A 25,093-nucleotide genomic window follows, 5' to 3' on the forward strand; every position below is an offset into this window, starting at 1 on the left:
ATGAATGCTCCTGACTTTTGGTGGACGAAAAACGGAACCTGGCAAGCCAAACTCTTGAGCCCTTTGGGTGCGCTCTACGGCTACATGGCGACACGTCGTTTCAGGTACAATCCCAGATACAAAGCCCGTCAACCTGTCATTTGCATTGGCAACTTTACAGCAGGCGGAACCGGTAAAACACCATTTGCGCTGGCGTTGAATGCTCTGTTGAAAGAGGCTGGCCACAAACCCGGCTTTCTTCTGCGTGGCTACGGAGGTTCGATTAAAGGACCGCTGCTCGTAGAGCCGTCAAAATATGCCGCCGCAGAAGTCGGCGATGAAGCGATGCTATTGGCACGCCGTGGCCCAACAGTGATCTCTGCTGATCGCACAGCTGGTGCCAAGCTTTTGGAAGAGCAGGATATTTCTGTCATCATTATGGATGATGGATTCCAGAACCCGTCTTTGCATAAGGACTTCTCCATCGTTCTTCTGGATGCGAAGACCGGTATTGGCAATGCTAGATGTATTCCGGCGGGTCCATTGAGAATGCCGTTCAAGAAACAGCTGCAGCGGGTTGGCCTGCTGATGGTTGTGGGTGAGGGCGATGCGAGTATCGATCAGCAGATGGCGGCACAGCAAGCTGGGATCGATTTGATGCACGCCGCAATCCGTCCTGTGTCCGCAGATGCCTTAGACGGGGAGCGCGTGCTTGCATTCGCGGGAATTGGCCGCCCTGAAAAGCTATATGCCAGCCTGCGGGAGGCGGGAGCTGAGGTCGTTGAGACCATGTCCTTCCCGGATCATCATTACTTCACGAAAGACGACGCGCGCCTGATACTGCGTGAAGCTGAAGCGCAGGACTTGCTGCCAATCACGACCACAAAAGATTACGTGCGTTTGGATGGCCGCGAAGAGCAATCTATTGCGCGGCTTGCAAGCGTGGCAAGTGTGTTGGAAGTGGAGATGAAAATCGCTGATCCAGACGCCCTCATTGAGCGCCTGAAACCTGTGTTGGACTGCGAAAAGCCTTAGGCTTGTAGGCCGTTGCTCTCATAGGCTTTAAGGGCAGCATCTGCATCAATGTACGCTTCCTGGCGAGATACACTCCAGTACTTGAGTTCTTCAAGCATGATCGTTTTGCCAGTGATCGCACACTTCACAAAGTTACCGGGTGCTTTCACCTGATAATCACCATCCAGATATTGGATACGTGCTTCTGTTGGAACGCGTGGCTGTTCAAAACGGTTCATTATTTCAGCATCCAGAGTTGTTGCGTTTTTCCTTTCTTACCGCTCAAACCCTAAAAAGGCCAGCGGTAAGAACATGCATCTTATGCAAATAAATCTGGCAGCATTTATGCAGCTGCTAGTTTTTCCTTGCGGATTTTCTCAATCGTTCGCCAGCAAACATATTGGGCCAGAAAGGCGAAAACAACACCGCCGATGGCTTGTCCTGCCAGAACACCGTTTGCTTGATAGAAGTACGCACCGGCAATGGTGAACGGGATAGTCCCAAGAGTTGCTCTGCCCCAGTTGAACAGCATGGAGTAGATTGGGAAACCCAGATTGTTGAACACTGCATTGGTGACAAACAAAGCAGCATTGAATAGGAAACCAGCTGCCGCAAATGTGCAGAAGAAGAAGACTAGCGATGCGCTGTCACCCTCAGCATTGAAGAACTGCACCAATGGCTCCTGCAACACAAACAGCAAACCCCAGGCTGACAGCGTATAAACCACGATCAGCAAAAGAGAATCCTTCACAACCTTGCTAAGCCGATCGAATTCCAGGGCTCCAAAATTCTGGCCAATAATGGGACCAACTGCACCGGAAAGAGCGAACAACGCACCGAATGCAACAGGAATAATCCGGCCAACAATCGCGAAACCTGCAACTGCTCCATCGCCAAACTGAGCCATTTCCGCAATAATCCAGGCATTACCTGCTGGTGTTGCGATGTTGGTCAACATGGCTGGCGTCGCCACTTTGAACAGATCGACCGTATCGCTGACAGTTTTCGAAATCTCAGGCTTGCCGAGCATGTTGTGCTTGATGATCAGGATATAAAGGCCAACACCAACCATCACCAGGCGAGAAACAACAGAAGCGATTGCAGCACCAGTTATGCCCATATCAAACCCGAAAATGAGGATCGGATCTAAAATGGCTGTCACAAAGCCGCTGGATAAGGTCACAAACATCGCGCCACGTGCATCGCCCACGGATCTCAACAGTGCAGAAAGTACCATCGCACCAACAAGGAACGGCATGGAAGGCACGACGATGTAAAGGAAGAGCAACGTAAAATCGAGCGTACGCCCAGACGCCCCGAGCAACATCGCCAGATCATCCAGAAACGCCAGACTACCAGCCACGACAGCGAGTGATATCAATGTTGATATTATAAGCGACATGCTCACAAGGCGGTGTGCGCCTTTCACATCACCTTGCCCGATACGCCGGGCAACGGAAGCACTGGCGGCAATGGAAAGTCCAATGCCAATTGCAGAGTTGAAAAACATGATGGTTCCGGCATAGCCAATTGCCGCCGCAAGTTCTTCAATACCCAACTGTGCAATGTAAAAAAGGTTTGCAAAATCAACGAGAAAAATAGCAATTAATCCGACTGAGCCGGTGGATGTCATGACCAGCACATGGCGCATGGTCGAGCCATAGGTGAATTTTGCATCCCGTGTGCCGGATGAAGTTGGTCTGGACATAAAAACTCACTTTTGGCGATGCTGATAGCAATCGCAAGAGAGGGCCTCAATGACCCTGCAATCGTGTATCTTTCCGCTGGAACAGTGTTTCAGCATCTTCTTCAGCTCGGTTTGTAGGCTTTGGAGACGAATAATCTTGTCTTCCACCTCAGTCAGGTGAGCCCGTGCAATCTCGTCTGCGCCCTCGCAGTCATCCTCCGGGTGTTCCTTAAGCAGCATAAGGCTCTCGATCATTTCCAAAGAGAAACCGAGATCACGGCCATGACGGATGAAAGAAAGTCGGTTCAGGTGGTCTTCGCCATAACGACGCTGACCGCCCTCAGTGCGCGGAGGTTCCGGAAGTAGCTTTTTTTGCTCGTAAAAACGAATAGTCTGGACTTTAACGCCAGCCTTCTTCGCAAGATCACCGATTGAGTATTCACCAGCCATATCGAACCATACGGATTAATGTGGTCTCTGCGAGAAAGCAGTGCCGCAGATCACGAAATGTTGAAATGAGAGCGCACCACGCCCACGCAATAAATGTGCTTCAAATCAACCAGCGTCAAGAGCAGTGCTCTGATAACTTGATTTAATCAGTCAGGTTTTTCTGATTTGCTTTCATCGCGTGGCGTGCGCTGGTGCAACTTGTCAGAGCCAGCAAGATCACCACCGGCAAGCTGCATTGTCAGGCGTTCATCGTCTCGTTTGCGAACATCATCTTCGACTTCGTCAATACGGTCTGCCGGCAAACCAAGAAACTCAAGCGCTTTCCGACCAAAGGTCAGACTGGACTCAAAAGTCTCACGGATTTGATAGTCAACGCCAAGACGGGTGAGATCAAGTGCATGAGCCCGGTCCGTGGCACGGCAATAAAGGGCTGCATTGGGGAACGCGGATCTGATCTGCAAAATTGCCTGCTTCATGACGCGGTCATCCTCAATGCAAAGAGCAATCAAGGTTGCATTCTCGCCTCCAGCTGCCTTGAGCACGTCGGGCCGCGTCGCATCCCCGTAATAAACCCTGTAGCCATATTGGCGAGCATAGTTGATCCGATCCGGCTTGTTGTCGAGAGCTGTAACGGAAATTCCTTCAGAAGTCAGCATCTGCGCAACCATCATACCAAACCGCCCAAATCCGACAATCAATACGCTCGGGCATGCATCCTCAAAGGTCTCGATTTTATTGGTCGTGTCGCCATGCTTCTTCATCCGCTCAGCAACAAAATCCAGACCTACCGCACCAAGTGGTGTGAGCAGCATCGTCAAAATAACAATAGCGCTGAGGATATTCGCAGATTCCTCTGGCAAGATTGCCGCGGCAGTCGCCGTTGAAAACAGCACAAAGGCAAACTCCCCGCCTTGTGGCAGAGTGACTGCCACGCGCAGAGCATCAGAGTTGGAAGAGCCAAACAAACGCGACAGACCCCAGAGAAGAACACCCTTGGTGAGCATCAGCAACACGACCGCAGAAACGACACGCTGCCAGTTTGCGACAACCAGATCAAGTTCGAGCGCCATCCCCACAGTCATGAAGAACAAACCCATGAGCATTGTGCGGAAAGGCTCAATATCCGCTTCCAGCGTATGTCGGTAACTAGATTCTGCCAGCATCACACCAGAGAGAAAAGCCCCCAATGCCATGGAGAGGCCAACAAGGCTCATCAAACCTGCACTGCCCAGAGCAACCAGCAGTGCTGCAGCAATCATCAACTCACGAGCGCCTGAAGCCGTTAAAAGCTTGAAGAGGGGAGAAAGTAGGAAGCGGCCCGCAAAGATCACAAAGCCAACAGCTGCGACAACCGTGATCACCTGCATGGCAATGGAAGCTTCTTCCACATCCGCTTCAGCAGGGGCCAGAATGCTGACCATGGCAAGCAGAGGCACAATAGCCATGTCCTGCAGCAGCAAGATGCCGAAGGCCCGTTGGCCATACTTGGTGCTCAGGTGTCCGCGCTCCTGCAGCATTTGCAAGGCAAAGGCCGTGGATGACAAAGCAAGACCAAGCCCGGCGATCAGGGCAACCTGCCAGGACAGGCCAAACACCATAGCGCCTAAAGTCAGTATCAAACCCGAGATTACAACCTGCGCTGTCCCAAGCCCGAATATGTCTCGCCGCATGGTCCATAATCGGGCAGGCTCCAATTCCAGCCCAATTACAAACAACAGCAGAACAACCCCAAGCTCAGCGAAGCCCAGTATACGCTCAGGCTCATTGAAGAAGCCGATGCCATAGGGGCCAATCGCCATCCCTGCTGCGAGGAAACCGACCACAGCACCAAGGCCAAGCCGTTTGGTGATGGGCACAGCGATAACTGCAGCGGAAAGAACCACAATGGTTTCGATAAAGAACGGGGGGACGTGAGCTTCTGCCATTGGCATCCTAAAAAGCGGAATTCAAACTATTAAAACAGACATTTCTGATTTCAGTCGATTTTGAGGGGAATACCTTAATTCTATCTAAGAGAAAATGTAGTTTTCCGTATAAAGCTAGTCTGAAGATGGCTTGTGTGGTGAAGTTTTTTCAGAATTCTCTGATTGTTCCTTCTCTGCCTTCTTTTCGGCCTCCGCAAGGCGGCGTGCTGGTTCGTTCAGGGCAGTTGATTCTGATTTCGGTTTGATCAAAGGTTTCACTGGCACATCGGGCAGCTTGAATTGCTTGTAACCCGCATACAGGCCACCCACCTGCTGCAATGCCAAAAGCTCAGCATCTCTGCGCCGCACATCCGCAAGAATTTCATAGGTGCGGTCTTCATCCTCGCCCAACTCCTCCAGTATTTCCCGCCCGAACTGTAAAGCCGACTCCAGGGTCTCACGCAGCTGATAGTCTGCGCCCGCTGTCACAAGTTGAATAGCGTGACGACGATCGTGGGCGCGGGCAAAAATTTTGGCGAGTGGGAACTGTGTTTTCGTCATGCGTACAATCTGGCTCGTTGTTTCGGCCCGTTCGGTACAAACCGCAATCACGCTGGCATTTTCCGCCCCTGCTACCCGCAAAACATTCAGTCGTCGCCCATCTCCGTAGTAAATCCGGTAGCCAAACCGAGAGGCCTCCCGGATATGCTGTGCGTCTGTATCCAGAACCGTCACGGTTGAGCCCTGCGCAATCAACATCTGGGAAGCCAGTTGTCCAAAACGCCCAAATCCTATCACCAGCACATTGGTGCGGCCTCCCTCTGTATTGGGTATATCCGGTTTCACGGGCTCAGGCCTCAGCTTCACGCCAAACCATTGCGAGAGCCAAACGCTCAGCAGAGTAAACGCCATGGTGAAAGAGATGATTGCGGAGAGCAGGCTGCTCTGATGCGGGTTCAGCAAATCAACGGCGACAGATGCTGAGAAGATGACAAACCCAAACTCTCCAGCTTGAGCCAGCAAACCACCAATCTGCAAACTGTTTTCTGGTGTGTGGCCAGACAGGCGGGTGACAGAAAAAATGCTCAGACACTTCACGACCATCAAACCAAAACTGCAGGCAAGCACCACCACCCAGTTCTGATAGACAAAGTTGAGGTCAATAGACATGCCGACCGTGATGAAGAAGAACCCGAGCAACAAGCCGCGAAAAGGCTCCAGATCAGCCTCAAGCTCATGCCGGAAAGAACTTTCTGCCAGCATCACACCCGCAATAAACGCGCCCAATGCACTCGAAAGACCCACCGCTTTCATCAGCGTTGCTGCGCCAAGTACTGTGAGCAATGCAGAGGCTGTCATCATCTCGCGAGCACCAATACGGGCAAACAGCCGAAACAATGGGGTGAGCAGATAGCGGCCAACAGCAACCAACAGAAGCACGGTCGAAGCCATAATCAGCGCCGTCTCCCAACCTGGCCGTTGGCCCGTATCGATAGGAACAGGCGCCACAATCGCCATCAGCGCGAGAATGGGAACAATCATCATGTCCTGAAACAGCAAGATTGCGATAGATGTTTGCCCCATCGGCGTCGTGCGATCACCGCGGTCTTGCAAAATACGCAAGGAAAGAGCCGTTGATGAAAGCGCGAGCGAAAGGCCAATAATGAGAGATTTTTGCCAGGTCAGTCCCGCAAAATAGATAGCAAGCCCAATAAGAAGCGCGGAAAACCCTACTTGAGCTGACCCTGAGCCAAAAATCTCCTTACGCAAAGACCAAAGACGGCCAGGATTCAGCTCAAGCCCGATCAAAAACAGCAGCATGACCACGCCAAGCTCACCAATGGGCCGCAGCTCATCAGGAGCGCTAAAGGGACTGCCAAGATACTGCCCAATCCCCCACGGTCCTAAAATAACGCCCGCTATCAAATAGCCGACGATGGTTCCAACCCGGATCAGCTTGGCAAACGGCACCACCAGAATCGCCATGCTTAGAAACAGCATGATGTCTGTCACAAAATCCAGTTGGTGGAGTGTGATCATGAAAGGGGGCGGCTCATTATTATTTTTGAAAGAAGCTACAGACCCAGCGTAAATTCGGTTTGAATGCAATACAGACAAGCTGAGGTAAATCTTCAGCATCCTTAACGAAGTGCCAGTTTGAGCTCTCTGGTTGTAGTTTAAATAGATGCGAATTAACGCTTGAACCTACAGTGACTAGAGCCTTTACAGTCGACTCATTCTCGATTGGAGGCGCAAAATGCTAGACAAACCAAACACTCACTTAAACATCCTGCTCAAGGAAACCCCACTACTCAACTTTAGTGCGCCAACAATCCGGCAGCTCGTTGATCAAAGGAAATGGAAGGATCTATCTCCCTTTGATCGTGCTGGAGCAGTCTACGATTTCGTCCGCAATGAAATCCTGTTTGGTTACAATAAAGCAGACAATATTCCGGCAAGTCAGGTGTTGGCTGATGGAATAGGGCAGTGCAACACCAAAGGTACACTTCTCATGGCATTGATGAGAGCCGTTGGAGTTCCCTGTCGTCTGCACGGCTTCACGATCCATAAAGAACTACAGCGCGGAGTAGTGCCCGAACTGGCCTACCAGATCGCCCCGGACAACATTTTGCATTCCTGGGTGGAGATCTATCTTGAGGACCGCTGGATTAATCTGGAGGGCTTTATTCTGGACGATGCGTTTCTCTCTGCTCTTCAGCAGAAGTTTGCCCCAAGCAGACAATCCCTTTGTGGCTACGGCGTTGGCACCAACTGCCTCAGCGCGCCTCAGGTCAATTGGCGGGGGCAGGACACTTACATCCAGAAAACCGGTATTAACAATGACTTCGGAACCTATACCAGCCCGGATGATTTCTACACTGAACACATGCAGGCGTTTTCGCCAATGATGAAGGTGCTTTATGAAAACGGCATCCGTCACGTGATGAACTGGAGAACCAATCGCATTCGTGCTGGTAAAGTGCCTGCAATTCCTTTGCGGGATTAGAAGCGTTATCGCAATGAAAAAGGGGCATCTCTGCCCCTTCAAACTCATAGAACCTGTCTGAACCAATCAGGTCGCAGTGCCACCAATCGTCATCTCGTTGATGCGCATGGTTGGCTGTCCAACACCCACTGGCACGCCTTGACCGGCTTTGCCGCAAGTTCCGATACCTGGATCCAGCTTCATGTCGTTGCCAATCATTGACACCCGTTTGAGCGCATCTGGACCGTTCCCGATCAACATCGCACCTTTCACTGGAGCGCCAATCTTTCCGTTCTGGACACGGTAGGCTTCAGTGCAGGAGAACACGAACTTGCCAGAGGTGATATCAACCTGACCACCACCAAAGGAAACTGCATAAATGCCGTCTTCTAGGCTTTCGATGATCTCTTTGGGATCCTGATCGCCATTCTCCATGATGGTATTGGTCATGCGTGGCAGGGGCTGGTGTGAGAAGGATTCACGGCGACCATTACCAGTTGGCTCAACACCCATCAGGCGTGCGTTCTGACGGTCCTGCATGTATCCAACAAGAACACCATCCTCAATGAGCGTGGTTCGGCCAGTCGGCGTACCTTCATCATCAACAGAGAGAGAGCCGCGACGCTTGGAGATTGTACCGTCATCAACAATGGTCACACCTTTTGCGGCAACCTGCTGTCCCATCAAGCCTGCAAACGCCGATGTTTTCTTGCGGTTGAAGTCACCTTCAAGGCCATGCCCAACTGCTTCGTGCAGCAAAATGCCCGGCCAGCCGTTGCCAAGCACCACGTCAAACGTACCAGCAGGGGCTGGGATTGCCTCCAGATTGACCAGAGCCTGACGCAGAGCTTCTTCAACAGCATGCTGCCAGCTTGTCTCAGCAACAAACTCACCAAACCCTTCGCGGCCACCAGAGCCAAAAGAGCCAGTCTCCTGCTTGTCGCCGTCACCAGCCACAATCGAAACGTTGAGGCGCACAAGCGGGCGTACATCACGAATACGGTGACCATCAGCTCGCAGGATGTCCACTGTCTTCCAGCTGCCTGCCAGCGAAACAGTTACCTGCTGTACTCGCGGGTCTTTCGCACGGGCATACGCGTCAATTTCCTGCAGCAGCTGTACTTTTTCAGCAAAGCTTGGGCTGCCAATCGGGTTTTCATCCGTGTAGAGCTTCTGATTGGTACGAGCTGGAGGTGCTGCATAGGTACCGGAATGTCCGCTTTGCACAGAAGCAACTGCATCAGCCGCGCGTTTCAAAGCAGCCTCGGAAATATCGTCGGAATGGGCATAACCAGAAGCTTCACCCACGACAGCGCGCAGGCCAAATCCCTGACCGGTGCTGAACGTGGAGGACTTCAGGCGTCCATTGTCGAACACAAGCCCTTCGTTCTGGCTGTATTCCAGATAAAGTTCCCCATCATCAGCGCCTTTCAGCGCTGCCGCAGTAATCTGGCGCGCTGTCTCCTCGTCCAGTCCTGAGGTCTGGAGAAGATCAATAGGTTTATCGCTCATGGGTAAAACTCCGAAATAAAGGATTTGCTCTGTTGTGGCGAACAATCCGTGCACTTTCAAGGCTTACTATTCAATAAAGGAGGCGGGAAGGCCATCGCTCCCAAGTATTTGAGGGTCAATGCAGGAAAGCGAGCACCAATCCGGCACACACCAGAACGGCGCCAGAAACCCTATCGAGCCTGAATCTTGCGGAAGGAGCAGACAGCCAGTTGCGGGAATACCCGCCAAGAACGGCGATCAGTCCATCAATTAAAATCGCCATCACAAGATAAGTCACACCCATCACCGTCAGCTGCGGATCTGCTGGATAAGCCTTGTCAATAAACTGCGGGAAAAATGCCGCCATGAACAGCAGTGATTTTGGATTTGAAAGGCCAACAAAGAAGCCAACTTTCAAATGCATATGGCTTCCGCTCACTACCCTGTCATGCCGGCCCGCACGCAACCAGCTAGAGATGCCCAGGTAGATTAAATAGGCCGCTCCTCCAAGCTGAATAACCTCAAAGGCATCAGGGTAGGTGTGCACCACCCAGGAAAGGCCAAGCACAACAGCAATGATCTGGACAGCTTGTGCGATTGTCATGCCAGCCATGACAATCAGGCCCGCTGAAGTGCCTTCGCGAGTGGATTTAGCCAGTATCATCATCACGTTAGGCCCGGGGATAGCCAGTAAGATGAATGTTGCAACAATAAATCCGAGGTAAAGGCTGAAATTCATCATCTGAAAACCAACAGTCCCATAAGGAAAACTCCGGCAGTGAGCAAAACACCACTGTTGAACCGCTTCAGCACACCTTCAACACGTGGAGATCGAAACAGCCGCTCAACCAGTCCGCCGCCCACCACAAGCGGTAGATCCAGGCAGGTCGCGATCAAAAGAAAAGTTGTACCCAAAACGACAAACTGGGCATCTACAGGGTGAGCGTGGTTGAGAAAATGAGGGAAAAGAGCTGCGAGAAAAATGAGAGTTTTGGGATTGGCAATGCTGATCATGAAACCTGTCAGAAAGTCAGAGCCCTGGCTGGTGGGCTCTGCAATCCTGCGGCTAGCAGCTCTCCATCTTCGAAGGCCGAGATAAATCAGATAAGCCGCCCCCAAAACAGTCACAGTCTCAAAGACATAGGGATAACTGACAATGAGCCAGGAAAGCCCAAAGGAAACCAGCACCACCTGAATAGCTTCTGCTGCTTTAACGCCAATGAGTGTAAAGAGACCAGCAAAAGTTCCTCCGGATGCGGATCTGGAAAGGATCAACATTTTACTGGCGTCAGGCACCGACATGATAATCAATGTGGTGACAACAAACGCAATATAGACATGCATTGCTATGGGCACGGATCACCTGCAAAGGTCCGGTCTGTTTGCATCAGGAGGCTGACGCTGCCGCAATCAAACAGAATGTGCTCGCATAGAAAACAGCACACCGGATTTAAAGTGCAAAAACCCTTTGCTTTGCGTGCCTCATTTTAGGAAAACTAAGAGGTCTCTTTGAAAACTGCAGAGACTGATCTCAAATTTTTAAGTGACGGAAATAACAGTGCTTCAATATTTTCAAGCGCAGGCCAAAAACAACGCTTGGGCGAATTATCGGCTACTTTCCAGTTGCAAGAAGCTCTCTGAAGACGAGCTAGCTGCAAAACGGACAAGTTTTTTCCCTTCAATCCTGATGACACTGAATCACATCCTCACAGTGGACTGGTTCTATATCAGCGCTCTGGATTAATGCATTTGATCCTGAGTACCCTTTTGAGCAATTGCCACCTCTCTTCGAGGCTCAAAGAAACTCAGATCAGAAGTTAATTGCGCACATAGGTTCAATGGGCCTCGCTGACCTCTCCAAAATACATGTGCTGAGAGATGACAAGCCTCTGAGTGAGTGAGCAGACAGGCTTCTTCTGCATCTCTTCCAACATCAGACACACCATCGCGGGCAAGTGCATGCCATGTTGAGCGGAACTTCAGTCGCACCACCTCAGCTCGATGAGTTCTTTCTCAGCAATGAGATGGAGCAGCAGGCCCGTAAGGATGACTTCGCCGCACTCGGGTTCTGTGAGACAGACATCTGGCCAGATCGTGGGTGACCAGATAGTTAGGCAGGGTCTTTCCTCGCGCCTGAAAAGACAAAAGCCGAGGCGATTTTCATCATCTCGGCTTTCAGATTACATTCGAGGGCAAGCACTTACACTTAAGGTAGAGCCGCGATTGCTTCTTTCAGACCAACCAGTGAGATCGGAATACCGATACCTTCTTCTGGTGTCTCAAAGATGATGAAAGTTGCAGTCTGACCAGTTGTGAGCTTGTCGATCAGATCCTTTTCCAGCATCGCTTCAGAAACGCAACCGCTTGGGGCAGGCAGACAGCGGATGAATGGCATCCGGCCAACATCTTTACCATCTACATTCAGACCAAGTTGCATCGGTAGCAAAACGCCAAGTGGAGCGAGAATGCGCAAAACGGTCGCTTGCTGGTCAGCCGTCTTAAGAATAATAGCTGTCAGGCCTACAGTATCACGTGCAGAATCTGTCACACTTTGAATAAGAGCACACTGCTCGACGTTAGAACCTGGGGATTTGGCGCAACGCTGCTGCCAATCACCAAACTCGCCTTTGAGTTCGCCAAGCGCTTGTTGAGCATGACCAGCTCCGGAAAATCCGGCGGCACCCGCCACTGTCACCGCAACTGATAGAGTCAGCGTGCGTAAAAACTGCTTCAAAAAACCTTCCTCCAGTTCACCGGCTGTGCAGTGTCTGTCTCCCCAGCCAGCCAGCGTGGGGTGTTTCCCTAAAATATTGGAATACCGCTCCTGACGTCAAAGCGCAAACTGGCATTCTTGGCTGTCCACTTAACTGACGAGGAAGGAGGGATCCGACTCACATTGTTCACGCCGAGGTAACGTTCCTTTTTGCCGATAAAGTGACGATTTAGTGAGTGAAATTGGACGCATGGATAGAAATGATCGATTTTCGATATAGGGAAAAGTAATTAGGTGAAAACAGCGGAGATCGTTCAAAATCCAATTGCATCTGCGGATTTCTTATGTTTTTTGTCCAACTCATTGATTCAAGTCAAATGATACTGCGACTTATAGTCGCTATAACCTTAGGGGAATCGCGTAGAAACCCTTATTGGGTTATTATGTCGCAGATATTCACGCAGGTGTGAGGACTGGTCGGACGGGCCAAAGTGGGCACCCCACATGTGTGGACAAGAAGAGGATTGCCGTTTCGGCGGCATTTAAGAGGGACAGGGAGCGCAAGACGTGATGAAGCTCTTGAAGCATCACCTGGCAACCATTGCCGCAACTATGGCAATCGGATTGACGGGTTTTATGGCAGGTGCAGCCAATGCAGCACAGCCAACGCCGTGGCAGATGGGCATGCAGCCTGCGGCGACGACAGTGATGGAAGACATTCGCTGGTTTAACGATTTTACCCTGATCATTATGGCCGGCGTGACGGTTTTCGTAGCACTCCTGCTGCTTGTTGTGATCATCAGGTTCCGCAAGAAGGCGAACCCAACGCCATCTCGCACTTCACACAACACTATGATCGAGGTTGTTTGGACGGTTGTCCCAATCCTCATTCTGGTGATGATCTCAGTTCCGTCTTTCCGTTTGCTCTTCAAACAGCTTGATATCCCTGAATACGAAATGACCATCAAGGCAACTGGTTACCAGTGGTATTGGGGTTATGAGTATGCGGATGAAGGCATGGAAGATGTCTCATTCGATGCTTATATGCTTGAAGATGCTTCTGAATTGGCAAAAGATAACTATAATCAATCTCGCGAAGCTCTTAAACCAAATGAACCACGTCTCTTGGCTGCCGACTACAACATTGTTGTCCCGGTCGACACAACAGTACGCGTTCAGGTGACCGCTGGGGATGTGATACACTCCTTTGCAGTTCCTGCATTTGGTATCAAAATTGATGCAGTGCCTTTTCGACTGAACGAAACCTGGTTCCGTGCTGATAACACCGGCATGTTCTACGGTCAGTGTTCGGAGCTGTGCGGAACACGTCATGCATTCATGCCAATCGCCGTACAGGTTGTGACCAAAGAACAGTATCAGGCCTGGGCCGAAGCTGCTCGCTCGGACATCGACGAAGCAAACACACTCCTCGCAAATCTGATTGCTGATGAGAAGAAGGTTGCTGCCACCGCAGCCACCGACGTGAAGGTTGTGTCCCGTTAAGCGGGGCCACTGATTGAGCCGAGTATGCGCGCGTCAAGGGCTGCAGCGCATACGAGCAAGAACTTTACGAGGGAGCACAAGTATGTCTGCGTCTGAAACGCATGCACATGACCATCCAACTGGATGGGTGCGGTGGGTCTACTCCACCAACCACAAGGATATCGGTATCCTTTACCTGATCTTCGCGATCATGGCTGGTATCATCGGCGGTCTTCTGTCCATCGCAATGCGGATGGAACTTCAAGATCCCGGAATGCAATATTTTCCAAATGCTGGAATGTTCAACGTATTCACTACTGCGCACGCGCTGATCATGATCTTCTTCATGGTTATGCCAGCGCTTATCGGTGGTTTCGCGAACTACTTTGTTCCGATCATGATCGGTGCGCCTGATATGGCGTTCCCACGTATGAACAACATTTCCTTCTGGCTTCTGCCACCAGCATTCATTCTTCTGTTGTTGTCTCTATTTGTTCCTGGAGCGGCAGGTGAGTATGGTGTTGGCGGAGGGTGGACTATCTATCCGCCGTTGTCGACATCGGCATCTCCTGGTCCTGCAATGGACTTTGCAATTCTGGCGCTACACGTTGCCGGTGCATCTTCCATTCTGGGTGCCATCAACTTCATCACCACCATCTTCAATATGCGCGCGCCTGGCATGACCATGCACAAGATGCCGCTGTTCGTATGGTCCGTGCTGGTAACAGTCTTCCTGCTGTTGATCTCTCTGCCTGTTCTGGCTGGCGCGATCACCATGTTGCTGACAGACCGTAACTTCGACACCACCTTCTTCACAGCTGCCGGTGGCGGTGACCCAATTCTGTTCCAGCACTTGTTCTGGTTCTTCGGTCACCCTGAAGTGTACATTCTGATCTTGCCTGCATTCGGCATCATCTCCCACATCATCTCCACCTTCTCGCACAAGCCTGTGTTCGGTTATATCGGCATGGCCTACGCGATGGTTGCGATTGGTGTTGTTGGGTTTGTCGTTTGGGCGCACCACATGTTCACCGTTGGTCTGTCCGCAGACACGCAGGCGTACTTCCTGTTCGCCACCATGGTGATTGCAGTGCCAACCGGCATCAAGATCTTCTCATGGATTGCGACCATGTGGGGCGGTTCCATCGAGTTCCGCACGCCAATGATCTGGGCGATTGGCTTTGTGTTCCTGTTCACCGTTGGCGGTGTAACCGGTGTTCAGCTGGCAAACGCAGGTCTCGACCGCGCGCTACATGACACCTACTACGTTGTGGCTCACTTCCACTACGTTCTGTCTCTGGGCGCTGTGTTCGCGATCTTTGCAGCCTGGTACTACTGGTTCCCTAAGATCTCCGGTTACATGTACTCCGAGTTCCTCGGCAACCTGCACTTTGCGCTTATGTTCATCGGTGTGAACCTCGTGTTCTTCCCGCAGCACTTCCTTGGTCTTGCTGGTATGCCACGCCGTTATGCCGACTATCCGGATGCATACGCTGGCTGGAATATGGTTTCCTCCTACGGTTCCTACCTCACTGGTTTTGCAGTGCTCATCTTCTTGTGGTGTGTCCTTGACGCATTCATCAAGAAGCGTGTGGCTGGCGATAACCCATGGGGCAAAGGCGCAACTACTCTGGAATGGACCCTGTCTTCACCTCCTCCATTCCACCAGTTCGAGATCCTTCCAAAGATCAAGTAACTGCACCGAAATTGCCGGGGGCGTGTCAGCGCCCTCGGTTCTAGGTAAAGCACAAGCCCGGAAGTGCTCCAATGTTCCGGGGATGAAGTCTAGAACGCTGAAAAACGGCACAGGTTTCAATATCGCGACAGAGGTACAGGCATGACAATGCTGGAACAGACACAAGGACTTCACGAGGACGCAACCGATCTTGGTGGTCGTGGAAGCGTTTCTGATTACATCGCGCTGCTCAAGCCGCGGGTAATGTCTCTTGTTGTGTTCACAGCAGCTGTTGGTCTGGTCATGGCTCCGGGTAATCAGCACCCGGTCCTCAGCTTCATTTCTATTCTTTGCATCGCCATTGGTGGTGGTGCATCTGGTGCGCTGAACATGTGGTGGGATGCAGACATTGATGCTGTCATGTCCCGCACTAAAAAGCGCCCGATCCCGGCAGGCAAAATCACACGTCAGGAAGCCTTTGCTTTTGGCATGGTTCTGTCCTTCGGTTCTGTTCTGACCCTCGGTCTGGTGGCAAACTGGATGGCCGCTGGTCTGCTGGCGTTCACGATCTTCTTTTACGTGGTCATCTACACAATGTGGCTCAAGCGCAGCACGCCGCAAAACATCGTTATCGGAGGTGCAGCTGGCGCGCTTCCGCCAATGGTCGGCTGGGCAGCTGTTACAGGTGACGTAACGCTGGTCAGCATCGCACTGTTCATGATCACCTTCACCTGGACACCTCCACACTTCTGGGCCTTGGCGCTGGTTAAAAACGGCGACTATCAGGCTGCTGGCGTCCCAATGTTGCCGGTCGTCGCAGGCGAAACCGCGACCCGTCACCAAATCGTTTTGTATTCTTTGCTGTTGCTACCAGTTGGCATGGCACCGTACTTCCTAGGCTTTGCCTCGGTGTTTTATGGTGTTGGTTCAGCCATCCTTGGCTTGGTGTTCCTCGGTTATGCAATCCGTGTCTGGAGAGTGCGCGAGGGTGATGCAGCCAAGAAAACAGCAATGTCTCTCTTCAAGTTCTCTTTGTTCTATCTCATGCTGATTTTTGCTGGGTTGCTCGCTGAGAACATGATTGGTCTGGTCTAACGCATAACTGGAAAGAGAAGAAAATGAGCAAGCAAAAAGCAGTTCTTTCTGAAGAGCAAGTCAAGACCCGCCGCGGACGTTCAGTGGCTCTTGCAGTCACACTCGGCGTTCTTGTTGCTATGTTTTATGTGATCACCATCGTGAAGCTCGGTCCGGGCATCATGGATCGTCCACTGTAAGAGACGCAAATGACTGATCAAAAACCAAAAACAGCAGAACAAGCCAAAGTAAACCGCAGCAACGCTACCGTCGCTGTGATTTGCGGGGGCGTGTTCTTTGGAATGGTTGGTTTGTCCTTTGCAGCTGTCCCGCTTTATCAGCTCTTCTGTCAAGTGACGGGCTATGGCGGCACCACACAGCGAGCAGAAGAGGCATCCGATACGATCCTTGATCGTGAGATCATCGTGAGCTTTGACGCCAACGTCGCTCCGGGTCTGGATTGGGATTTCAAACCAAAACAAAAGAAAGTCCGTGTGAAGCTGGGTCAGATGACCGAGATCATGTACGAGGCCCAAAGCCTCGCGCAGCAGGTTTCTACCGGGACTTCCACGTTTAACGTGGCGCCTTTCGAAGTCGGGGGCTACTTCAACAAAATTGATTGCTTCTGCTTTACCGAGCAACCGCTTGAAGCAGGAGAATCGATCGATATGCCGGTCGTGTTTTTCATCGATCCGGAACTGGACAAGGACGAGAGCCTGAAGAATATCAAGGAAATCACCTTGTCCTACACATTCTTTGAATTGCCGAAAGACGGCGAGGAAGAAACAGCTGCAGTGGCTTCTCCAAGCGACGCGGCCACTGACAAGCTTTAGGTTGCGAGACGGATCTGCCTTTTGCAGAAGCGACCTTTTTTGAAATGGGGAGAAAGATATGGCTGGTGTTAAAAACCACGATTATCACATTATCGAGCCAAGCCCATGGCCATTTGTTGGGTCAGTTGGGGCGCTGGTTATGGCAATCGGCGCGATTGTATTCATGCGCATGAGTGAGGGCGGCGTAAGCTTCTCATTTCTGAGCAACGCTGATGGCGAAACAACCGTTGGCTTTACGCTGAACGGTTGGGGCCTGTTTGCAATTGGTCTTGGTATCGTTCTTTACACCATGTTTATGTGGTGGCGTGACACGGTTAAGGAATCTCGCGAAGGGCACCATACACGCGTTGTATCCTTGCACCTGCGCTACGGCATGCTGCTGTTCATCCTGTCCGAAGTTATGTTCTTCGTTGCATGGTTCTGGGCCTTCTTTGATGCATCCCTGTTCGCGGGTGAAGCCGCGCAGTTTGGCCGTGTAGAGCACACTGGTGGTGTTTGGCCGCCACAAGGCATCGAAACCTTCGATCCGTGGCACCTGCCGCTGTTGAACACATTGATCTTGCTTCTGTCTGGTACAACAGTAACCTGGGCACACCACGCGCTGGTTCATGGGGACCGTGATGGCCTGAAATGGGGTCTGATCGCGACTGTCGTTCTGGGTGTGATCTTCACCATCTGTCAGGCCTACGAATACTCTCATGCAGCCTTCGGCTTCTCCGAGAACATCTATGGCGCAACCTTCTTCATGGCGACAGGGTTCCATGGCTTCCACGTGATCGTGGGCACCATCTTCCTCGCTGTGTGTTTGTTCCGTGCACTGGCAGGCCACTTCTCCACCACCAAGCACTTCGGCTTCGAGGCAGCAGCCTGGTACTGGCACTTTGTGGATGTGGTTTGGCTGTTCCTGTTTGCATCCGTTTACATCTGGGGCGGCTAAGCTCGCGGCATTAGCCAAGAGTGGGTCTGGAATTCAGACGAAAAATGAAAAAAGATAAGGGCGGCGCAAGCCGCCTTTTCTATATGTATATGACCTAGGTGCCTTGCCAGCGTTCAAAGTCACCTGTGTATCCGAGGCTTCGCATGAGTGAGAGGAAGAAGACAAAGGCTTATCTTGGCCTTCCTGCCAATCCATTTTCAGCTGGTTTTCGCGGAAAATGTCCACAGTGCGGGGAAGGGCCATTGTTTCAGGGCCTGCTAAACCTGCGTGTGTCCTGTTCCAGATGCGGTCTTTCCTATGACTTTGCAGATTCTGGAGACGGACCTGCAGTCTTTGTCATTCTCATTCTGGGATTTATTCTTGTTGGTGGTGTTTTGTTCGTTGAGTTTGCGTACGAACCTCCACTCTGGCTGCATTTGATTATCTGGGCACCCGTGACTGTGGTGTTGAGTGTGACACTTCTGCGCATACTCAAAGGCCTGTTGATTGCATTGCAGTACAAGAACAATGCAGCGGAAGGAAAGCTTGATGATCGCTGAAAGGGAGATTGGCGATGCTTCATCTGATTCAAAGCCTGCGCGAAAAAACGATGTCGCCTGGCATGAGGAACCTGAGCCGGTTCCTGAACACACTCATCGCAACACGAGAAAAAACAAAGATAACACCGTGACAGATGATCAAATGGAACATGACGACACTGATGCTGAGGAAGCAGTCGCAAAGCCTGGGTTAGTTGCATTTCTCAAGCGCTACTGGATCTTGCACCTGTGTGCTGCAGTTGGGCTAGCTATTCTTGCCAATCTGAGCTTGTGGCAGTTCAATCGTCTGGATGAAAAGGTGGCGTTGATTGCGCGCGCTGAAGTGCGGGCGACTGAACCTGCTGTTGCTGCGCCCGGCCCGGCAACCTGGGAGGATATGTCGAGTGATGAAATTGACTATATGCCTGTTGAGCTGTCCGGCCAGTTTATTATCGGCGAGCTGTACTACTTTGATACCCTGACCAAGCCGAAAGGCCCACTGGGCGGGCAGGGGTATTTTGTCTACGCACCCTTCATCACGAATGACGGCTGGAACGTTTTGGTCAACCGCGGCTTTGTTCCAATTGATCGCAAAGAGTTCAGCACACGTTTGGGCTCCGCTCCACCGCGTGGGCAAATAACCATCACCGGCCTTGCTCGCAGAGCCGAGGTGGCGAGCATGTTCTCCGCAGAACCAAACCAGAAGACCAATGTGTGGTATGTGCGCGAGCCAAAGGCGATGGCTGAAGCTATGGGATTGCTGCCGGACCAGACCGCGCCCTACACGATTGACCTTCAGGAGACCGTGAGCGTTGCTGGTGATCTGCCGCAAGCAGGTGAGACCCGTATGACGTTCTCGAACAATCACCTGCAGTATGCCTTCACATGGGCAGGTCTGGCGCTCACTCTGGTCGGCGTCTACTTTGCCTTCCTGATCAAGGCATGGCTGGATCGAGGCAAGGTCTCTTCTGAGAATGAAGATGATGATGATGATGAAGACGACGATGATTTTGATGCGGAAGAGGAAAAACGGAAGGCTGATCGCTTCCGCATGATATCTGACGCGGCACGGCGCAAGCGAAATAAATTTCAGCGATAGACTACAAAAAAGGGGAGCATGGCTCCCCTTAAACGTTCTTGGACAACTTGCTTTATAGCTGAGAAAGAATGTTCTCAGCAGAGGAGATCGTTGCTTCTCCCGGAGCTTCTTCAATATTCAGAGAAGCCAGCACACCATCTTTCACGATCATGGAATAGCGCTTGGATCGGATGCCCATTCCAAAGGCGCTTGCGTCAAGCTCAAGGCCAACTGCCTTGGTGAAATCAGCGCTGCCATCAGCGAGGAAGAGGATCTTGTCATCAGCGCGCGTGTCACGGGCCCAGGCCCCCATGACAAACGCGTCGTTCACGGAAACAACAGCAATTGTTTCAACGCCTTTTGCCTTGATAGCTTCTGCATTGTCGATGAAACCCGGCAGGTGGTTCAGGTGGCAGGTTGGCGTGAAAGCGCCAGGAACTGCGAACAGAACTACGGTTTTGCCGGCAAACAGCTCTTCACTGGTCGCATCCACTGGCCCGTCTGCACTCATGGTTTTGAATGTAACGCTTGGCAGTTTTTCGCCTACTTGAATGACCATGGAAAGTTCCCCCAATTTGCTTTTGCTGATCACAACATAACAGACATCTCAATCAGAGGTCTGCATCTAAAAAGAAACGGGCTTCAGTTGTAGCTGCGAGCTATCTATTTCGCAAATACAACTAAAGCCCGTAAACAAGCTTATTTCGAAGCGCTGGCCTGAGGAACTGAAACACTTTGCGTTTCCTCAAAAGCACCATCCTTGGTCACCAGTGTAAGGCGGAGCTCAATGTCGCTCACATCTTCTGGCAGTCCAATATAGGACATAGTCCAGTGCGCCCTACCTTTTTTCACAGAGGCCAGCTTGGGCACTCCATGATAAGAACCTACAGGCCCTTCAATGAAGAGCTCCGGCGATTTGTCCTTGGAGGAGACTTTCGCGCTGATGTTTACAGTGCGGTCCTTGCCTTCTCCTGTGATTTTTATCTCTGGAAACAAGCTCGGCATGTCGCCTTGCGTGATTGGAACTTGCGCAAAGGCATCATTGACCAGTTTGTCAGCAACATCATCTTTCATCGTGGCCGCAGGAAAGACGAGAGAGACCTCGGCTTGTCCTGGGATACAAATGTCTTTGCAGATGCCAAAGGTCAGATTTGCATTCAAAATGGCCGGGCGTCCGTCATCCATGCGCTTAATTAGCAAAGGCAGCACCACCTTGTCTGAATAGATCAGAGATGTGGAAAATCCGTCAGAGTAAGCCTTCGGCGCAGGGAACATCAGCTCCGCGCTAGCTATATTGACTGAATTAACAAAGCTAGCTTCTGTCGGAATACCGGCTTCACCTGGATATCTCCAGTATGTGTGCCAGCCTTCTTCAAGGCGAAATTCAATCCCGCCGCGATAGAGGCCATCGGTGTTAGGCTCGCTCGCACGTAAAAGGCGAACTGCACCGCCTTGAACAATAACCCATTCAGACACACTTGATGACAAGGCGCTTGAAACAGAGGCGGAGAGCACCGCAGCAGCGATGAGGGTCGATTTGAAGAATCTAGAAATCATAGAGTCTATTTAAACGGTCCCTTTTCAAATTCCCATTAAGATTGCCTCTCAGACAATCAATGATCCGTGAACAATCTCACCTTTTTTCCACTGATCATTGATCACCGGAAAAATCCGTGAGTACCTATAATATAATTGCCTCTACACTGAACTGAGGCAATCCGTTTGAAGCATGAGGAGAGCGCCCCCAACATGTCTGGTGAAAAACCGGGTTACATTGACGGACAATATCTCATTGCCATGCCCACTATGGAGGATGGCCGTTTTGCCCATTCCGTCATCTACGTGTGTGCTCACTCCGAAGAGGGAGCGATGGGGATTGTGCTCAATCAGCCGGCCCCTAACATCACATTTGGGCAACTTTTGGGTCAACTGAATATCGTCGAAGACGAAAATGATGATCCGCTGGCAATCGATATTTCTGAACGCAAAGTCTATCGCGGCGGGCCAGTTGATGCCGGTCGCGGTTTTGTCCTTCATTCAGACGACTATTTTCTGGAGGAGACGAGCCTCAAGATTGAAGACGGCGTTGTCCTAACCGCAACGGTCGAAGTTTTGCGCGCCATCGCAGCAGGCAAAGGCCCTAAGAAGTCATTGTTGGCATTGGGTTATGCTGGCTGGGCACCCGGACAGCTTGAAACGGAGTTACAGGCAAATGGTTGGCTGACGTGTCAAACAGATCCCTCATTGATCTTTGAGGGAGAGGGCGATCAGAAGTGGCACAACGCGCTTGATATTCTTGGTATTGATCCCGGGATGTTGTCCAGCGACATTGGCCACGCATGATCTTACGTGCCTAAACGAGATTTCGCCGTGCAACTTCCTACAATTTCTGCTATTTCCCTGTGCGCACTTGAAACGCAAATGCGACAGTTTTGGGAATCTAATTACAGATTCCAGCTAAAAACCTGAGAAATACCAATGGGGTATGGCACTAAAATGCCCTGATTCAGGTTGAGCGAGAAGGGATGTAACGGTGAGATATGTAAGTACGCGCGGCGATGCACCAGAACTCAACTTTTCTGAGGTGCTGCTCACGGGGTTGGCACGCGACGGCGGTTTGTATCTACCAAAAGAGTTCCCGCAATTATCTACTGAGGAAATTTCAGGATTTGCTGGAAAGCCTTACAGCGAAGTCGCTCTCAAGGTCATCGCCCCATTCGTTGGCGACTCCATTCCGCATGACGACCTGAAAAAAATGATCGACGAAGCCTATGCCAGTTTCTCGCATAAGGCTGTCACGCCGCTCGTCCAAACTGCTCCCAACACCTACGTACTGGAACTCTTCCACGGCCCGACCCTAGCGTTCAAAGATGTTGCAATGCAGCTGCTCGGCCGATTGATGGATTATGTGCTCACTCAAAAAGGTGCCCGCGCCACCATCGTTGGCGCCACTTCAGGCGACACGGGCGGTGCTGCAATTGAAGCATTCCGTGGCCGCGAGCGCACAGATGTCTTCATTCTGTTCCCTGAAGGGCGTGTCTCTCCTGTTCAACAGCGCCAGATGACCACCTCCAAGGAAGACAATATTCATGCCCTCGCAGTCAAAGGCAACTTTGATGATTGTCAGGGCATCCTGAAAGACCTCTTCAATGACTTCTCCTTCCGCGAGCGCGTGGGCCTGTCTGGTGTAAACTCCATCAACTGGGCACGCATTGTGGCTCAGGTGGTGTATTACTTCACCTCTGCAGTGTCTCTGGGTGCTCCACATCGCAAAGTGTCCTTCACAGTGCCGACTGGCAACTTTGGTGACGTGTTTGCAGGCTATGTGGCAGCTCAGATGGGGCTGCCAATTGAGAAGCTGGTGATCGCGACCAACACCAACGATATTCTGGCCCGTACTCTGGACACAGGCCGCTATGAAATGCGCGGTGTTGTGGCGACCACCGCACCGTCCATGGACATTCAGGTGTCGTCCAACTTCGAGCGTCTGCTGTTTGCTGCAAATGGCGAAGACAGTGCAACTGTTAAAGCTCAGATGGACAGTCTCAAACAGTCCGGTGGCTTCACTCTCTCGGAAAAAGCCCTAGGTTTTATCAAAGAGAAGTTCTCAGCAGGCCGCGCAAGCGAAGAAGAAACAGCTCAGACCATCACTGATACTCTTAAGGAAAGTGGTTATCTGCTTGACCCGCACACTGCGGTCGCAATTCATGTTTCCAAAGAGCACAATGATGGTGTTACCCCGATGATCGTGCTGTCGACAGCACACCCGGCAAAATTCCCAGCGGCAGTGGAAAGTGCATCAGGTATTCATCCTGACCTGCCAGCTCATCTTGCTGACCTGATGGAACGTGAAGAGAAGTTTTCCGTTCTGCCAGCAGATGCGCAGGAAATTGCGAAATTCGTTGAAGGCAATGCACGTGCCGTGAAAGCAGGCGTTTAATGGCGGTCAAACTAACAAAATTAGAAAATGGCCTGACTGTAGTTACTGATCAAATGGAATACCTCAAGACAACAGCTCTTGGGGTATGGGTGAAAGCTGGATCTCGCTCTGAAGGCGAGCATGAAAACGGCATCACCCACCTTCTGGAGCACATGGCATTCAAGGGCACCAGCAAGCGCAATGCCCGCGAAATTGCAGAGGAAATCGAAGCCGTTGGCGGCGAGATGAATGCCTCCACAAGTGTTGAGCATACAAATTACTATGTGCGCACCTTGGCAGATGATGCACCTTTGGGTTTGGATATTCTCTCCGACATCCTTCAGGATTCCATCATTGACCCTGAAGAGCTTGCTCGCGAAAAGCACGTAATCCTTCAAGAAATTGGCGCAGCACAAGACATGCCTGATGATCAGGTATTTGATGTGCTTCTGGAAACCGCATGGCCGGACCAGCCACTCGGTCGTCCAATTCTTGGTACGCCTGAAACTGTCACCGGCTTTTCTGCGGATGCCATCCGTCAGTATGTCGCGCGCAAGTACACAGCATCCGATATGGTGCTTGCTGCTGCTGGTGCAGTCGATCATGAAGCGCTCGTAGAATTGGCTGAAGCCAGCTTCTCAAAGCTGTCGAACGCAGCGCCGGATGAAGACTATGTAGCGCAGTATGTCGGCGGTGAAGGCTCCATTGAGCGTGAACTGCAGGAATTGCAGGTCATCCTTGGTTTCGAAGGCCTGCCATACGAACATGAAGACTACTATGCTGTGCAGGTGCTTGCCTCGATCCTCGGCGGCGGCATGTCATCGCGCCTCTTCCAGGAAGTGCGCGAAAAGCGCGGTCTATGCTATTCTGTCTACGCGTTCCATTGGGCGTTCGCGGATACCGGCTTCTTTGGTGTTCATGCCGCAACCGGACCGGAAGATGCCGCAGAACTGACCGAAGTGCTGGTGGAACAGCTGAAAGAAATTGCCAAGGGCGTGACTGAAAAGGAAGTGTCCCGCGCCAAAGCGCAGCTGCGATCCGGATTGCTGATGGCATTGGAAAGCCCAGCAGCACGTGCAGGCCAGATCGCCCGTCAGGTGATGATCTACGGTCATCCCGTCGCGCTGGAAGAACTGGAACGCCGCCTCAATGTTGTGTCCGCTGACCGTGTGCAGATCTTGGCAGAAAGGCTGTTTGCCTCTGACAACCCTACATATGTGAAGGTTGGACCAAAGGCGCCTATGCTAAATTATGCTGAGCTAAAAGAGCGTTTGGCAGGGATCAAAGCATAAGCCTATTGCAATTCAGGTAATGCTTTTTGCATAATGGAGCTCTGATTAAGAGGGGAGAGAA

General features: G+C 51.5%; 26 protein-coding genes. 15 read left to right on the top strand and 11 right to left on the bottom strand.

Going from position 1 to position 25,093, the window contains the following annotated elements; genetic code table 11:
- Positions 1–1,014 carry a tetraacyldisaccharide 4'-kinase gene (lpxK, locus tag PsAD13_RS08185; protein WP_063309880.1) on the top strand — a complete coding sequence of 338 codons (1,014 nt, stop codon included), beginning with the start codon at positions 1–3 and terminating at the stop codon, positions 1,012–1,014.
- On the opposite strand, the gene PsAD13_RS08190 is transcribed toward lpxK, so the two are convergent.
- The 5 genes from PsAD13_RS08190 to PsAD13_RS08210 form a co-directional block, all read right to left on the bottom strand.
- Positions 1,011–1,232, bottom strand: coding sequence for a DUF2093 domain-containing protein (locus tag PsAD13_RS08190; protein WP_093517470.1), 222 nt, complete (start codon positions 1,230–1,232; stop codon positions 1,011–1,013). The genes lpxK and PsAD13_RS08190 overlap by 4 nt on opposite strands.
- 104 nt (positions 1,233–1,336) lie before the next feature.
- Entirely contained in the window at positions 1,337–2,701 is a 1,365-nt protein-coding gene (locus PsAD13_RS08195; protein ID WP_063317840.1) for an MATE family efflux transporter, read from the bottom strand.
- A 6-nt stretch (positions 2,702–2,707) separates the two neighbouring features.
- Complete coding sequence (locus PsAD13_RS08200; protein ID WP_057462269.1) at positions 2,708–3,130, bottom strand: helix-turn-helix domain-containing protein; 423 nt, start codon at positions 3,128–3,130, stop codon at positions 2,708–2,710.
- 146 nt (positions 3,131–3,276) lie between these two features.
- Positions 3,277–5,055 carry a monovalent cation:proton antiporter-2 (CPA2) family protein gene (locus PsAD13_RS08205; protein ID WP_063317841.1) on the bottom strand — a complete coding sequence of 593 codons (1,779 nt, stop codon included), beginning with the start codon at positions 5,053–5,055 and terminating at the stop codon, positions 3,277–3,279.
- Positions 5,056–5,169: 114 nt separating this feature from the next.
- Positions 5,170–7,074 (bottom strand): monovalent cation:proton antiporter-2 (CPA2) family protein, encoded by a 1,905-nt coding sequence (locus tag PsAD13_RS08210; protein WP_063293845.1) that lies wholly within the window; start codon positions 7,072–7,074, stop codon positions 5,170–5,172.
- Between the two features lie 217 nt (positions 7,075–7,291).
- On the opposite strand from PsAD13_RS08210, the gene PsAD13_RS08215 reads away from it, so the two are divergent.
- Positions 7,292–8,041, top strand: a complete 750-nt coding sequence (locus PsAD13_RS08215; RefSeq protein ID WP_063293731.1) for a transglutaminase family protein — start codon at positions 7,292–7,294, stop codon at positions 8,039–8,041.
- A 66-nt stretch (positions 8,042–8,107) separates the two neighbouring features.
- Here PsAD13_RS08215 and tldD read toward each other — a convergent pair whose 3' ends face one another.
- From tldD to PsAD13_RS08230, 3 genes are all read right to left on the bottom strand, one after another.
- A complete protein-coding gene (gene tldD / locus PsAD13_RS08220; RefSeq protein ID WP_063293732.1) occupies positions 8,108–9,532 on the bottom strand; it encodes a metalloprotease TldD in 1,425 nt (474 codons plus the stop codon).
- A gap of 115 nt (positions 9,533–9,647) precedes the next feature.
- On the bottom strand, positions 9,648–10,253 hold the full coding sequence (locus PsAD13_RS08225) for a LysE family translocator (protein WP_208986495.1): 606 nt from the start codon (positions 10,251–10,253) through the stop codon (positions 9,648–9,650).
- Complete coding sequence (locus tag PsAD13_RS08230) at positions 10,250–10,867, bottom strand: LysE family translocator (RefSeq protein ID WP_208980500.1); 618 nt, start codon at positions 10,865–10,867, stop codon at positions 10,250–10,252. The genes PsAD13_RS08225 and PsAD13_RS08230 overlap by 4 nt, the downstream gene beginning before the upstream one ends.
- A 202-nt stretch (positions 10,868–11,069) precedes the next feature.
- On the opposite strand from PsAD13_RS08230, the gene PsAD13_RS28565 reads away from it, so the two are divergent.
- Together PsAD13_RS28565 and PsAD13_RS28570 are read left to right on the top strand one after the other, a co-directional pair.
- Complete coding sequence (locus PsAD13_RS28565; RefSeq protein ID WP_343228954.1) at positions 11,070–11,255, top strand: DinB family protein; 186 nt, start codon at positions 11,070–11,072, stop codon at positions 11,253–11,255.
- Between the two features lie 220 nt (positions 11,256–11,475).
- Positions 11,476–11,613 (top strand): hypothetical protein, encoded by a 138-nt coding sequence (locus tag PsAD13_RS28570; RefSeq protein ID WP_343228955.1) that lies wholly within the window; start codon positions 11,476–11,478, stop codon positions 11,611–11,613.
- A 104-nt stretch (positions 11,614–11,717) separates the two neighbouring features.
- Here the strand turns inward: PsAD13_RS28570 and PsAD13_RS08240 are convergent, their stop codons facing one another.
- Entirely contained in the window at positions 11,718–12,245 is a 528-nt protein-coding gene (locus PsAD13_RS08240) for an invasion associated locus B family protein (protein ID WP_057462274.1), read from the bottom strand.
- A 549-nt stretch (positions 12,246–12,794) separates the two neighbouring features.
- On the opposite strand from PsAD13_RS08240, the gene coxB reads away from it, so the two are divergent.
- The 8 genes from coxB to PsAD13_RS08275 all read left to right on the top strand — a co-directional run bounded on the left by coxB (position 12,795) and on the right by PsAD13_RS08275 (position 19,842).
- Positions 12,795–13,727: a cytochrome c oxidase subunit II gene (gene coxB / locus PsAD13_RS08245; protein ID WP_063302436.1), complete on the top strand. Its 933-nt coding sequence runs from the start codon at positions 12,795–12,797 to the stop codon at positions 13,725–13,727.
- 82 nt (positions 13,728–13,809) lie between these two features.
- Positions 13,810–15,402 (top strand): cytochrome c oxidase subunit I, encoded by a 1,593-nt coding sequence (ctaD, locus tag PsAD13_RS08250; RefSeq protein WP_057462276.1) that lies wholly within the window; start codon positions 13,810–13,812, stop codon positions 15,400–15,402.
- 141 nt (positions 15,403–15,543) lie between these two features.
- Positions 15,544–16,476 carry a heme o synthase gene (locus PsAD13_RS08255; protein ID WP_063287204.1) on the top strand — a complete coding sequence of 311 codons (933 nt, stop codon included), beginning with the start codon at positions 15,544–15,546 and terminating at the stop codon, positions 16,474–16,476.
- A gap of 23 nt (positions 16,477–16,499) precedes the next feature.
- Positions 16,500–16,655 carry a hypothetical protein gene (locus tag PsAD13_RS27760; RefSeq protein ID WP_193757736.1) on the top strand — a complete coding sequence of 52 codons (156 nt, stop codon included), beginning with the start codon at positions 16,500–16,502 and terminating at the stop codon, positions 16,653–16,655.
- 9 nt (positions 16,656–16,664) lie between these two features.
- A complete protein-coding gene (locus PsAD13_RS08260) occupies positions 16,665–17,288 on the top strand; it encodes a cytochrome c oxidase assembly protein (protein WP_063287205.1) in 624 nt (207 codons plus the stop codon).
- 58 nt (positions 17,289–17,346) lie between these two features.
- Positions 17,347–18,225 carry a cytochrome c oxidase subunit 3 gene (locus PsAD13_RS08265; protein ID WP_063293734.1) on the top strand — a complete coding sequence of 293 codons (879 nt, stop codon included), beginning with the start codon at positions 17,347–17,349 and terminating at the stop codon, positions 18,223–18,225.
- A gap of 143 nt (positions 18,226–18,368) precedes the next feature.
- Complete coding sequence (locus PsAD13_RS08270; protein WP_208986496.1) at positions 18,369–18,764, top strand: DUF983 domain-containing protein; 396 nt, start codon at positions 18,369–18,371, stop codon at positions 18,762–18,764.
- Positions 18,754–19,842, top strand: a complete 1,089-nt coding sequence (locus tag PsAD13_RS08275) for an SURF1 family protein (protein WP_063317842.1) — start codon at positions 18,754–18,756, stop codon at positions 19,840–19,842. The genes PsAD13_RS08270 and PsAD13_RS08275 overlap by 11 nt, the downstream gene beginning before the upstream one ends.
- A 52-nt stretch (positions 19,843–19,894) precedes the next feature.
- Here PsAD13_RS08275 and PsAD13_RS08280 read toward each other — a convergent pair whose 3' ends face one another.
- The gene (locus PsAD13_RS08280) at positions 19,895–20,380 is read right to left on the bottom strand and encodes a peroxiredoxin (RefSeq protein ID WP_057462915.1); all 486 of its coding nucleotides are present in this window, start codon (positions 20,378–20,380) and stop codon (positions 19,895–19,897) included.
- Between the two features lie 140 nt (positions 20,381–20,520).
- On the bottom strand, positions 20,521–21,378 hold the full coding sequence (locus PsAD13_RS08285) for a protein-disulfide reductase DsbD domain-containing protein (RefSeq protein WP_063317843.1): 858 nt from the start codon (positions 21,376–21,378) through the stop codon (positions 20,521–20,523).
- A gap of 192 nt (positions 21,379–21,570) precedes the next feature.
- Between PsAD13_RS08285 and PsAD13_RS08290 the strand changes: the two genes are divergently transcribed.
- The 3 genes from PsAD13_RS08290 (at position 21,571) to PsAD13_RS08300 (ending at position 25,032) form a co-directional block, all read left to right on the top strand.
- On the top strand, positions 21,571–22,164 hold the full coding sequence (locus PsAD13_RS08290) for a YqgE/AlgH family protein (protein ID WP_063293737.1): 594 nt from the start codon (positions 21,571–21,573) through the stop codon (positions 22,162–22,164).
- Between the two features lie 190 nt (positions 22,165–22,354).
- Positions 22,355–23,761, top strand: a complete 1,407-nt coding sequence (gene thrC, locus PsAD13_RS08295) for a threonine synthase (protein ID WP_063317844.1) — start codon at positions 22,355–22,357, stop codon at positions 23,759–23,761.
- Entirely contained in the window at positions 23,761–25,032 is a 1,272-nt protein-coding gene (locus PsAD13_RS08300) for a pitrilysin family protein (RefSeq protein ID WP_063293739.1), read from the top strand. Before thrC ends, PsAD13_RS08300 begins: the two co-directional genes overlap by 1 nt.
- The last annotated feature ends 61 nt before the right edge of the window (positions 25,033–25,093 follow it).

This window comes from Pseudovibrio sp. Ad13, assembly GCF_001623225.1.
Lineage (GTDB): Bacteria > Pseudomonadota > Alphaproteobacteria > Rhizobiales > Stappiaceae > Pseudovibrio.

What these genes read in the sequence shown, in the direction of transcription:
- lpxK (WP_063309880.1), top strand. Translation starts at nt 1, where the DNA reads ATGAATGCTCCTGACTTTTGGTGGACGAAAAACGGAACCTGGCAAGCC.
- PsAD13_RS08190 (WP_093517470.1), bottom strand. Translation starts at nt 1,232, where the DNA reads ATGAACCGTTTTGAACAGCCACGCGTTCCAACAGAAGCACGTATCCAA.
- PsAD13_RS08195 (WP_063317840.1), bottom strand. Translation starts at nt 2,701, where the DNA reads ATGTCCAGACCAACTTCATCCGGCACACGGGATGCAAAATTCACCTAT.
- PsAD13_RS08200 (WP_057462269.1), bottom strand. Translation starts at nt 3,130, where the DNA reads ATGGCTGGTGAATACTCAATCGGTGATCTTGCGAAGAAGGCTGGCGTT.
- PsAD13_RS08205 (WP_063317841.1), bottom strand. Translation starts at nt 5,055, where the DNA reads ATGGCAGAAGCTCACGTCCCCCCGTTCTTTATCGAAACCATTGTGGTT.
- PsAD13_RS08210 (WP_063293845.1), bottom strand. Translation starts at nt 7,074, where the DNA reads ATGATCACACTCCACCAACTGGATTTTGTGACAGACATCATGCTGTTT.
- PsAD13_RS08215 (WP_063293731.1), top strand. Translation starts at nt 7,292, where the DNA reads ATGCTAGACAAACCAAACACTCACTTAAACATCCTGCTCAAGGAAACC.
- tldD (WP_063293732.1), bottom strand. Translation starts at nt 9,532, where the DNA reads ATGAGCGATAAACCTATTGATCTTCTCCAGACCTCAGGACTGGACGAG.
- PsAD13_RS08225 (WP_208986495.1), bottom strand. Translation starts at nt 10,253, where the DNA reads ATGATGAATTTCAGCCTTTACCTCGGATTTATTGTTGCAACATTCATC.
- PsAD13_RS28570 (WP_343228955.1), top strand. Translation starts at nt 11,476, where the DNA reads ATGTTGAGCGGAACTTCAGTCGCACCACCTCAGCTCGATGAGTTCTTT.
- coxB (WP_063302436.1), top strand. Translation starts at nt 12,795, where the DNA reads ATGAAGCTCTTGAAGCATCACCTGGCAACCATTGCCGCAACTATGGCA.
- ctaD (WP_057462276.1), top strand. Translation starts at nt 13,810, where the DNA reads ATGTCTGCGTCTGAAACGCATGCACATGACCATCCAACTGGATGGGTG.
- PsAD13_RS08255 (WP_063287204.1), top strand. Translation starts at nt 15,544, where the DNA reads ATGACAATGCTGGAACAGACACAAGGACTTCACGAGGACGCAACCGAT.
- PsAD13_RS27760 (WP_193757736.1), top strand. Translation starts at nt 16,500, where the DNA reads ATGAGCAAGCAAAAAGCAGTTCTTTCTGAAGAGCAAGTCAAGACCCGC.
- PsAD13_RS08260 (WP_063287205.1), top strand. Translation starts at nt 16,665, where the DNA reads ATGACTGATCAAAAACCAAAAACAGCAGAACAAGCCAAAGTAAACCGC.
- PsAD13_RS08265 (WP_063293734.1), top strand. Translation starts at nt 17,347, where the DNA reads ATGGCTGGTGTTAAAAACCACGATTATCACATTATCGAGCCAAGCCCA.
- PsAD13_RS08270 (WP_208986496.1), top strand. Translation starts at nt 18,369, where the DNA reads ATGAGTGAGAGGAAGAAGACAAAGGCTTATCTTGGCCTTCCTGCCAAT.
- PsAD13_RS08275 (WP_063317842.1), top strand. Translation starts at nt 18,754, where the DNA reads ATGATCGCTGAAAGGGAGATTGGCGATGCTTCATCTGATTCAAAGCCT.
- PsAD13_RS08280 (WP_057462915.1), bottom strand. Translation starts at nt 20,380, where the DNA reads ATGGTCATTCAAGTAGGCGAAAAACTGCCAAGCGTTACATTCAAAACC.
- PsAD13_RS08285 (WP_063317843.1), bottom strand. Translation starts at nt 21,378, where the DNA reads ATGATTTCTAGATTCTTCAAATCGACCCTCATCGCTGCTGCGGTGCTC.
- PsAD13_RS08290 (WP_063293737.1), top strand. Translation starts at nt 21,571, where the DNA reads ATGTCTGGTGAAAAACCGGGTTACATTGACGGACAATATCTCATTGCC.
- PsAD13_RS08300 (WP_063293739.1), top strand. Translation starts at nt 23,761, where the DNA reads ATGGCGGTCAAACTAACAAAATTAGAAAATGGCCTGACTGTAGTTACT.